This window comes from Xanthomonas sp. WHRI 8932A (genome assembly GCF_035012785.1).
Lineage (GTDB): Bacteria > Pseudomonadota > Gammaproteobacteria > Xanthomonadales > Xanthomonadaceae > Xanthomonas.
This window is the reverse complement of record NZ_JAYGQQ010000007.1, coordinates 353,575-364,228: the sequence shown is the minus strand read 5'-3', so window position 1 is coordinate 364,228 and position 10,654 is coordinate 353,575. Positions and strand designations below refer to the sequence as shown.

General features: G+C 66.3%; 5 protein-coding genes, 1 other RNA gene and 1 pseudogene. 6 read left to right on the top strand and 1 reads right to left on the bottom strand.

All coding sequences use genetic code 11. The features are described 5' to 3' along the window. The first annotated feature begins 180 nt into the window (after positions 1-180). The 5 genes from VC212_RS13770 to VC212_RS13750 all read left to right on the top strand — a co-directional run bounded on the left by VC212_RS13770 (position 181) and on the right by VC212_RS13750 (position 9,941). The gene (locus tag VC212_RS13770; protein WP_055854528.1) at positions 181-450 is read left to right on the top strand and encodes a flagellar biosynthetic protein FliQ; all 270 of its coding nucleotides are present in this window, start codon (positions 181-183) and stop codon (positions 448-450) included. A 13-nt stretch (positions 451-463) separates the two neighbouring features. Further along, positions 464-1,255: a flagellar biosynthetic protein FliR gene (gene fliR / locus VC212_RS13765; RefSeq protein WP_005996206.1), complete on the top strand. Its 792-nt coding sequence runs from the start codon at positions 464-466 to the stop codon at positions 1,253-1,255. Positions 1,256-1,347: 92 nt separating this feature from the next. Next, complete coding sequence (locus VC212_RS13760; protein WP_323526077.1) at positions 1,348-4,314, top strand: diguanylate cyclase; 2,967 nt, start codon at positions 1,348-1,350, stop codon at positions 4,312-4,314. Positions 4,315-4,838: 524 nt separating this feature from the next. Beyond that, positions 4,839-7,760, top strand: coding sequence for a diguanylate cyclase (locus VC212_RS13755; RefSeq protein WP_323526076.1), 2,922 nt, complete (start codon positions 4,839-4,841; stop codon positions 7,758-7,760). A gap of 93 nt (positions 7,761-7,853) precedes the next feature. Beyond that, positions 7,854-9,941, top strand: a complete 2,088-nt coding sequence (locus VC212_RS13750; protein ID WP_115553758.1) for an EAL domain-containing protein — start codon at positions 7,854-7,856, stop codon at positions 9,939-9,941. A gap of 183 nt (positions 9,942-10,124) precedes the next feature. On the opposite strand, the pseudogene VC212_RS13745 reads toward VC212_RS13750, so the two are convergent. Then, positions 10,125-10,418, bottom strand: a pseudogene (locus VC212_RS13745) (hypothetical protein); the annotation flags it as partial. 35 nt (positions 10,419-10,453) lie between these two features. Between VC212_RS13745 and VC212_RS13740 the strand changes: the two are divergent. After that, positions 10,454-10,529: non-coding RNA, sX9 sRNA (locus VC212_RS13740), on the top strand. Positions 10,530-10,654 lie beyond the last annotated feature (125 nt).

Sequence of the window (10,654 nt, the reverse complement as noted above, 5' to 3'; positions counted from 1 at the left end):
GACAGCGACAGCGACAGCGACAGCGACAGCGACAGCGACAGCGACAGCGACAGCGACAGCGACAGCGACAGCGACAGACAGTGCAACACGAGGTAAGTCAGATCGCCGCTCACCTACCAATCCCAAATTCCAAATCCCCACTCCCCGCCCTTTGGCACCGCACTTGCATCAGCACTCCCCATGAGCCCTGAAATCGCCCTGACTGAATTACGTGGTGGCCTGGTCACCGTCCTGTGGATTGCCGGACCGATGTTGCTGGCGGTGCTGGTCGTCGGTGTCGTGATTGGCGTGGTGCAGGCCGCCACCCAATTGAATGAACCCACCATCGGCTTCGTGGCCAAGGCCGTGGCGTTGACCGCGACCCTGTTTGCCACCGGCAGCATGCTGCTGGGGCATCTGGTGGAGTTCACCATTGCGCTGTTCCAGCGCATTCCGCATTTGATCGGTTAGCGGACTAGACCGGATGGATTCCGCTACCCAGATGGTGATCGACGGCCAGCGCGCGTTTGCGATGGTCGGGGCGATTATGTGGACCATGCTGCGCACCGGCGCGCTGCTCACGGCCATGCCGTTGATCGGCACGCGTGCGGTGCCCGGGCGGGTGCGGGTAATGCTGGCCGGGACTTTGTCGATGGTGCTGGCGCCGATCCTGCCGCCGGTGCCGGAGTGGGATGGCTTTACTGCGCAGGCGGTGCTGAGCATCGCGCGTGAGCTGGCCGTGGGCGCCAGCATGGGCTTCATGCTGAAGCTGATCTTCGAGGCGGGCGCACTGGCCGGCGAGTTGGTGTCGCAGTCCACCGGCCTGTCGTTTGCGCAGATGTCCGACCCGATGCGCGGGGTGACCTCGGGCGTGATCGCGCAGTGGTTCTATATCGGATTCGGCTTGCTGTTCTTTGCGGCCAACGGACACCTGGCGGTGATTTCGCTGCTGGTGGACAGCTACAAGGCGTTGCCGATCGGCACAGCCATTCCCGACGCCCGCGCGTTCGCGGAGGTGGCGCCCACCTTGTTCCTGCAGATCATGCGCGGCGGGCTGACCCTGGCCTTGCCGATGATGGTGGCGATGCTGGCGGTAAATCTGGCCTTCGGTGCCTTGGCCAAGGCGGCGCCGGCATTGAACCCGATGCAACTTGGCTTGCCGTTGACGGTCTTACTGGGGCTGTTCCTGCTGTCCAGCTTTGCAAGCGAGTTTGCGCCACCGGTGCAGCGCATGTTCGATACCGCCTTCGACTCCGCCAGAGAACTGACGGGTTAAGCGTACGGACGCTCAAGTTTTGCACCAGTTCGCCGTCAACGCTGAGGACGATTGGCCCGTTCAATCGCACGCCCCCCTTTCCGCGAAAGCCGATGCCCAACGTGTCTGCGCTGTTCGTTTCACCTGGTGTGCGCGGCAAGGCGCTGCGTCGTCTGGCAACGCTGTGTCTGCTCGGATGGCTGATTGCAGGCAGTGGATGGGCGAAAACCTATAGCTTTCGCGATTACGCACAGGCCGATGGCCTGCAGGGTATGACCGTCAACAGCCTGCTCGAAGATCGACAGGGTGTGGTCTGGGTCGGCACCGAACTGGCATTGCATCGCTTCGAACGCGAACAATTCATCCCGGTCGGTCAGGAAAGCGGCCTGGACGCGCGCTACATCCGCGCGTTGACGCTGGATGCGCGCGGGCGCTTGTGGGTGGCCAGCGCCAACGGCGTGTTCGTGCGCAATGGCACGACCTTCAGCCCGGTGCTGCATGACGGCACGCCGATCCGTGCCGACAGCGGCAATGTGATCGCCCCGTACGCGGGCGGCGTGGTGGTGGTCAGCGAAAATCAGCTGTTGCACCTGACGCCGGCCAAGCCGGGCGGCTGGAGCGCCCGGGTGCTGCCGTTGCGCCTGGACGACGGCACCACCCTGCCCGCCGGGAAAGCCTTGCTTGCCGATGGCAGCGCGCTGTGGGCCAGTTGCGGGAAACGCGTCTGCCGCATCGATGCCAACGGACGCATCACTCAGTTGGGCGATGCCGACGGTGTGCCGGAGCGACAATGGCGCGCGGTGTTCCGCGACCATCGTGGCGACCTGTGGCTGCGCGGTGGCGGCATGGTGATGTCGCGCGCAGCAGGCGAGCGCGTGTTCCGCAACCATGCGCCTCCAGCCGGCACCAGGTTCGACACTTTGGCTGGCGCAACCACCTTGTCGGAGGATGCGCAGGGCCGCCTGATTACCCGCTCCGACCGCGGAATGGTGCGCTGGGAAGGCGATCACTGGCAGTATTTCGGGCACGACCAGGGGCTGTCGATCAGCCCGATGGTGGGCCCCTTGATGATGCAAAGCACCGGCCAGCTATGGATCGGCACGCGCGGGCTGGGGGTGCAGCGCTGGCTGGGCTACGGCAACATCGAGCATTGGGACGAAAGCCAGGGCCTGGCCGAATCGCCGACCTGGGCCATCCAGCGGCTGCCAAGTGGTGAGCTGCTGGTAGGCGGCGATGCCGGCTCCAATGTGCTGGATCCGCGGACCGGGCGCATGCAGCCGTGGACACTCGCCAACGGCGAGCCAATGCTGCAATCGATCTCCATCGCGCTGTCGCCGAAGGATGGCGCGGCCTGGGTGGCGCGCTCGTCGGGCGCCCTCTCCCGTCGCGACCCGCAGACGGGCAAGACCTTCGACGTGCTGCAGCTTGGGCTGCCCACCAACAAGCTGTTGTTCGATTCGGGTGGCGTGCTGTGGGTCACCACGCCACGCGGTCTGTACTCCGTCGCGCCGGAGCTGCCGTTGCAGGCCAGACGCGAAGAGGCAGTGCCGGCGGCGTTCGTGGGCGATATCGATGTGGATCTTCAGGGGCGACTGTGGGCCAGTACCCGCAAAGGACTGTATCGCCAGGAAAAAAATGGCCGCTGGCTGCAGGTAGAGGTGCACGGCAACCTGCCCAACCACGATTACTTTCTGCTGGATTTTTCGGCCGACGGCCAGCTCTGGCTGTCCTTGCGCGACACCGGGCTCTGGCATGGCGCCGTACAGAACGCTGCGACGGTCACGCTGACCGCAGTCAACGACCCGCTGGTGTCGCGCGTGATGCCGTTTATCCTCTCTCACGACAGCAAGGGGCGCTTGTGGCTGGGCAGCAGCCAGGGCCTGGACCTGCTGGAGAATGGGCACTGGTCGCGCACCACGCGCAGCGAGGGCCTGTTGTGGGACGACGTGTCTGCCAATGCCCTGTTCGAGGACGTCGATGGCAGCGTGTGGCTCGGCAGCAGCCGCGGGTTGACCCACCTGATCGATCCGTCACGGGTGTTCGCATCGCCGCCGCTACGAGTGGAAGTGCTGCGCGTGCGGCGTGGCGAACAGACCCTTGCGGCCGGTGCGCAGGTGCCCTGGTCGCAGATTCCGCTGGACGTGGATCTGAGCACGCCCGGCGCCGAAGGCGGCCCTGACCGCATCAGCTTCCGCTACCGCGTGGAAGGCCACCAGGCCAGCTGGACCAGCACCTCGCTCAGCCACATCACCTATCCGCTGCTGCCGCCCGGCCGCTATGCGCTGGAGGTGCAGGCAGTGGACGCCGGCCAGCGCAGTGCCAGCCCGATCACACGGTTCGCCTTTGCGCTCAGTCCGCCCTGGTGGCGCAGCATTCCCGCCTTGATCGCCTATGTGTTGCTGGCGATCGCCGCGGTGATTGCGCTGTTGCGCTGGCGCACCGCCAAACTGCTGCGGCGCAAGCGCGAGCTGGAACAACTGGTTGCCGAGCGCACTGCCGAGCTGGAACAGGACAAGCGTGACCTGGAATCGGCACGTGCCGAACTTGCCCTCAAGGCCACCCACGACGAACTCACCGGCCTGCTTAATCGCGCCGGCATCCTTGCCGCGCTACGCAACATGCTGCTGCGGGCCGATGCGACGGCGCGACCGCTGGCGGTGGTGTTGATCGATCTGGATCACTTCAAACTGGTCAACGATCAGCACGGGCATCTGGCCGGCGATGCGGTGCTGGCCGGGGTCGGTCGCCGGCTGGATACGCTGGTGCGTGGCGACGACCGTATCGGCCGCTACGGCGGCGAAGAATTGCTGGCGCTGCTGCCGGGGCTGACGCACGAAGCCACGCACCGATTGGACGCGCTGCATCGTGGTATCTGCGGCGATTACCCCATCGATGGCGGCTGGCTGCACGTCACCTGTTCGATCGGCGTGGCGTGGTTTATGCCCGGCGAAACCCTTGAGCAATTGCTGGCGCGCGCCGATGCCGCGCTGTATAGCGCCAAACGCCGCGGACGCAATTGCATCGATTACGACGCCGGCCACCTCATTGCGCTTGCGGCACCCGACCATCGCGCCGACTGATCGCCGCGCGCGGGCCACCATCGCGCTCGCCATCGCACCTAGATGCAGCGATGTTGGCGGTGGCAAAGCATCCGCACCCATCCAGCGAATGCAGCAGCGAATGCCAGCACTACCTGCAGATAAGCGCGGTCGCGGCCGCCACACTGCCTGGATCAAACACCGGTGTTGGTCGCAGTCTCGGCCGATTTAGCGCGTCCATGCGCAGCAGTGCAGCAGTCGCGCCGGCTCGATCGTGCCAGCATCGATTGCCAGGTGACGCACGCTGGCGAGCACGCGTAGCGCGCAATACTCAACCTGTCGATAGCGCCAAACCGCAGTCTTTGCGTGCCACACGCCCCCTCCAGGCTGCAGTCGTGCTTGCTGGCAGCTGCACAATGCGCAAGGGTGGTGTCCTAAAGTAAAGCGCGTGAACAGCCGCTAGTCGATATAACGCGGCCTGCTATGGGGGCTGCCAATGGCAAGCGTGAGACACCGCGCGAGGGGCGCGGACCGCACGCACCGATGCGTGGGAGATTGCAACGCTCGTGGGGTTCTTGCACCGCCAAGGGAGGTCGTCAGGCCGAGGGGCATCGTTTGCTGCGATGCTGCTGCTGGCGTTGCTGTCGTTTGCCGATCTGGCCAGCGCACAGAGCGCCAGCATCCGTCGCTATGCGCACGACCAGGGCCTGCTCGGTCTTGCCGGTACTTGCCTGTTGCAGACCCGCAGCACCTTGATGTGGGTCTGCACCGAGAGCGGGCTGTATCGCTACAACGGCCGCATCTTTCAACAGGTGATGCTGGACGGCCTGCGCAACGAACCGATTACCTCGATCAGCGAAGCGCCCGATGGGCGTCTGTGGGTCGCCGGCTTCCAGGCGTTGTTCGTCGGCGACGAGCACGGCTTTCGCAAACTCGCGCGCGATGAAGCCGAGCACCTGCAGGAAGGCCTGCTGCTTGCCAGCCCTGCATGGGGCACGGTGATCGCCAATGGCGGCGAACTGGAAGTGCTGCGCGCACGCAGCAACGGCCGTTGGCATAGCGAGTATCTGCTGGACACCGCCACGCGCGTGCGCCTGCCCGATCTCTCCAAGGTACTGAGCCTGTCGGTGGAAGGCGACACGTTGTGGGTCGGCTGCGGACGCAAGCTGTGCGCCATCGATGCGCAGCGCAAGGTACAGGTCTACGGGCCCGACGAGGGCGTGCCGGTCGATCGCTGGTACAGCGTGTTACGCGACAACGACGGCGGGCTGTGGGCGCGTGGCGCCGGCACCCTGCTCTACCGCGCACCAGGTGCGAGCCGGTTCAGCGTGCGGCCGTTGCCGCTGCTCGACAGCAACACGGTCGGGCAACAGGCGCCGTTGGTGATGGACCGCGAAGGGCGTGTGCTGGTGCGCCGCAACGACGGTCTGGCGCGCTGGGAAAATGGCGCATGGCGCAGCTTCGGCACCGAGAACGGGCTGCCGCCCGGCAGCAGCGACGCGATCGTGGTGGACCGCGACGGCGACGTCTGGATGACCGTGGATGGCGAAGGCCTGGTGCGCTGGGCCGGCTACGAATGGATCGAAAACTGGGACGCCTCGCAAGGGATGCCGGCCCCATCCACCTGGTCCATCGCACGCGATGCGCAGAACGCACTGCTGGTCGGCAACGAGCACGGCGTAGGCCGTCAGGCCCGACCTGGCGAGCGGTTTGTGCCGGCCCTGCCGCAGGCGGGCATCCAGATCGTCGGCTTGGCGCGCACTACCGACGGCAGCGTGTGGACGCTCAATTCTGCCGGCTTCGTGCGCCGCAACTGGCCGGACGGACGCAGCGCCGAGGCCGGCAAACTTCCGCGTACCGGACGGCGCCTTTATAACGACCGTCAAGGGCGCCTGTGGATTCTCACCCTCGGCGGACTGTTCGTGATCGAGCGCCCGCTGGACGGCGGCACCTTGCAGCCTGTCGCCGACATGCCTGCGATCGCCTACACCGATATCCAGCAGACCGCAGACGGCACTCTGTGGGTCTCCAGTGCCAACGGGCTGTTTCGCCTGCAGGGCGAGCGCTGGTCCAAGGTCAAGGTCAAGGTCAACGGCGGCGACTCTGATCCGTGGATCAGCAAGTTCCATATCAGCGACAGCGGCGAGGTGTGGCTGGCGTTCTATCGCCCCGGCCTGTGGCACGGCATGTTGCTCGGCGATGGTCTGGACCTGCAGGCGATCAACGACGAAGCGCTGCGCGACGCGGGTGTGTACCTGATGCGCAGCGACAGCCTGGGCCGGGTGTGGGTGGGCCACGCACGCGGCGTGGAGGTCTATAACGGCGAGCGCTGGGCGCATCTGTCGCAGTCGCAGGGCCTGATCTGGGACGACATCTCCGAGGCCGCATTCTTTGAAGATCCCGACGGCTCGGTGTGGATCGGCACCGCGCGCGGTGTCAGCCACCTGGCGGATCCGGCGCGCCTGTTCGACGAGCGCCAGCCCAGCGTGCGCATCGACAGCGTCAGCCGCGGCGGCGTGCCGATACGCGCCGGGCAACTGCTGGCCTGGAGCGACACGCCGTTGCATATCGAACTGTCGACGATGGAGGTCTACGACGACCCCAGCCGGCTGACCGTGCGCTATCGCGTGCGTGGTCTGCACAACGAATGGATCGAGAGCGACGATCTGTCGATCGACCAACCTCCGCTGCCGTCCGGGCATTTCCGCCTGCAGGTGCAGCTGCTGGACCGCTATCGGCGCACCGCATCGCCGGTAGTGGATCTGGCATTCGCGGTGGCGCCGTTGTGGTGGCGCAGCCCGCCGGCGATTGCGCTGTATGTCTTGATCGGCGGCGGCTTGCTGATCGGCCTGTGGAGCTGGCGGCACCGCCATCTGGTGGCGCGCGAGCGCATGCTGGCCGAGCTGGTAGCCGAACGCACCTATCAACTGGAGCGCGAAAAACGCGACCTGGAAAGCGCCCGCGCGGCGTTGGCATTGAAGGCCAGCCACGACTCGCTCACCGGCCTGCTCAACCGCTCCGGCATTCTCGACGCCATGACCGAAGAGCTGCAGGCCTGCGCGCATGCCGAGCACGCGTTGGCGGTGGTGCTGATCGATCTGGATCACTTCAAGCAGGTCAATGACGAGCACGGCCATCTGGTCGGCGACGCGGTGCTGGCCAAGGTGGGCGCGCGGCTCACCGCCTGCCTGCGCGACTCGGACAAGGTGGGCCGCTACGGTGGCGAAGAACTGTTGTTGCTGCTGCCCGGCATGACCCGTCAGAGCCAGCACCGGCTGCGCGCCATCCACGAAGCGATCAGCCTGCCGCTGTACGACGTTGGTGCCGCGCGGCCACTGCAGGTGACCTGCTCGATCGGCGTGGCGTGGTTTCGCATCGGCGACACCGCCGCCACGCTGCTGGCACGTGCGGACGAGGCCTTGTATCGGGCCAAGGGCCACGGCCGCAATCGCATCGAACCGGAAGAACCCGAGGTTTCGGTCGCCTGATCCACTGCGCTGCGCCATTGCGTGCTCAAGAACGCGCGCAGCGGGTCGCTAGCTCCTTGAGCAAGCGCGTCTTTCGACGTCGGAACTGGATGGGTGGTCGCAACCTACAACCTTGGCATGGTGCTGTTGTCGCTGGTGGTGGCCGTGTTGGCCTCCTATACCGCGCTGCATCTGGCCGCCCGCATGACCGCCAGCCGTGGCGGCATCGCCGCCGCATGGCTGGTGGGCGGCGCCATCGCGATGGGCATCGGCATCTGGTCGATGCACTTCGTCGGCATGCTGGCCTTCCAGCTGCCGATTCCGCTGGGCTACGACGTGGCGCTGACCGCCTATTCGATGCTGGCGGCCATCCTGGCCTCGGCGCTGGCGCTGTGGCTGACCTCGCAACCGCAACTGCCCTGGCCGCGGCTGGGCCTGGGTGCGGTGCTGATGGGGTTGGGCATCGCGCTGATGCACTACATCGGCATGAGCGCGCTGCGCATGTCGCCTGCCATTACCTATGACCCGGCGCTGTTCGCGCTGTCGGTGGCGATCGCCATCGGTGCGTCTGCCGCCGCGCTGTGGATCGCGTTCCGGTTGCGTCACGATGGCCGCCGCTACAGCCTGCGCCTGATTGCCGCCTTGATCATGGGCGTGGCGATCGTCGGCATGCATTACACCGGCATGGCCGCCGCGCAATTCGCACCTGGCAGCATCTGCGGCGCGGCCGCCGGAGCGCACCTGCCGTTGTCGTGGCTGACCGCGGTGGTGGTGGCGGTCACGTTGGGCCTGCTGATCCTGGCGCTGGTGATCTCGGTGCTGTCGCGCCGCCATCAGCAGCACACCGAAGTGCTGGCGCAATCGCTGGCGCAGGCCAACGCCGATCTGGCGCTGGCCGCCCTGCACGACCCGCTCACCCGCCTGCCCAACCGGGTGCTGCTGCACGAGCACGTGCTGCAGAACATCGAGCGCGCGCAACGCGATGGGCAGCGCTTTGCGGTGATGCTGATCAACCTGGACGGCTTCAAGGTGGTCAACGACGGCTACGGCCATCGGGTCGGCGATCAATTGCTGGTGGTGGTGGCAGAACGCCTGAGCGCGCATCGGCGTGCGCACGGCAGCCTGGCGCGGCTGGGCGCGGATGAATTCGTGCTGGTGGCCGATATCGCCGACCCGGAAGACGCGGCGGCCATCGCCGGGCATCTGGTGCAGGCGTTGGCGGTGCCGTTTCTGGTCGGCGATCAAGAGCTGCGCCTGAGCAGCAGCATCGGGATTGCACTGTATCCGGAAGATGCCGGCAGCGAGCACCAGCTGATGACGCACGCCGATGCGGCGATGGGCCATGCCAAGCAGGCCGGGCGCAATCGCTACCGCTTCTTCGAGCGCGCGATGACCGACACCACCCGCGAGCGCCTGCAACTGCTGCAGGATCTGCCGCGCGCGCTGGAATCGGGCCAGTTCGTGCTGCACTACCAGCCCAAATACTGCGCCGACGACGGCCGCCCGATCGGCGCCGAGGCGCTGATCCGCTGGCAGCATCCAGAACGTGGCCTGGTGCCGCCGGACAGCTTCATTCCGCTGGCCGAACGCAGCGGCATGATCGGCCCGCTCGGCAGCTGGGTGCTGCAGCAGGCGTGCCGGCAGATGCGCGCGTGGCGCGACGACGGACACGGCGACTGGCGGGTAGCGGTGAACCTGTCGGCCACCCAGCTCGCCTCGCCCAGCCTGCTCGACGAAGTGGCCACCACCCTGGCCGAGCATGCGATCGCCCCCGGCCAGCTCACCCTGGAAATCACCGAAACCATGGCCATGCGCGATGCCGAGGCCTGCCTGCGCACGCTTGGCCAGCTCAATGCACTGGGCGTGCGCATTGCCATCGACGATTTCGGCACCGGCTATTCCAACCTGCTCTACCTGCGCAAGCTGCCCGCGCACGAGCTCAAGATTGATCGCAGCTTCGTGCAGGCCATGGACAGCGGCGCCGAAGATATCGCCATCGTCGCCGCCGTCGTGGCGCTGGCCCACACCATGCGCTTGCAGGTGGTGGCCGAGGGCGTAGAAACCGCCGCCCAGCGCAACACCCTGGAACGGCTGGGCTGCGACCAGCTGCAGGGCTATCTGCTGGGCCGGCCGATGGAAGCCGACCGCTTCATTGCAGTGGTCGTCGCCCAACGCGACGGCCCGCGTCGCCTGGCCAGCTGAGCAACAAACGACGTCGAACGACTCTCGGCCCAGCCTTCATGCTCAACGACTCCCAGCCAGGCCGAGCACCAGCCTGGACGTGGAGCGGCTGACAGCACGTAGCGAGCGTTTGCCGGGCAGTGAGCGCAGTGGCGTTATCGGCCGCATCCTGCGGTCACAGGCCAAGGCCAAGCGCCGAGTAGGGTCGAGTGCGCGGTGCCCTCGCCGCTCGCGGGACACGCCGTGAACCCGTCCCTGGGGGCTCGATGGCGGCATCCATGCCGCCAACGGTCCCGCAAGCGGCGAGAACACCGCGCCAGACAGCCGGCTGGTGACTTTGAAGAATAGAAGGCACTGCGCCAGACCGCTGCTGGTTGCGTGGTGAAAGCTCTGCACAACGACTAGCGTGACTGGTCCTTGCCCGCTCACCGTCGCGGGACCCTTGGCGGCATGGATGCCACCAAGGAGCTTGGAGCAGCTAACAAAACGACTGTGCAGCCACCAGGCGGGCGCGGCCGGTGCTCGGAATCGGCATGTACCACCCGTACACTCCGGCTCCTCCGCGCCGTCCACACCCACCTGACGACTGCTCGCTACGTTTTGTTAGCCGCTCTTACATGGACGTACTTGCAGCGTGTCCTGCGATAGTGGGCAGGCAAGGACACTGCAGCCAAGTAGCAGATCAGCCGGCCTGCACTAGAGTGACGTCACGCAGTTTGTTAGCCGCGCTTTTG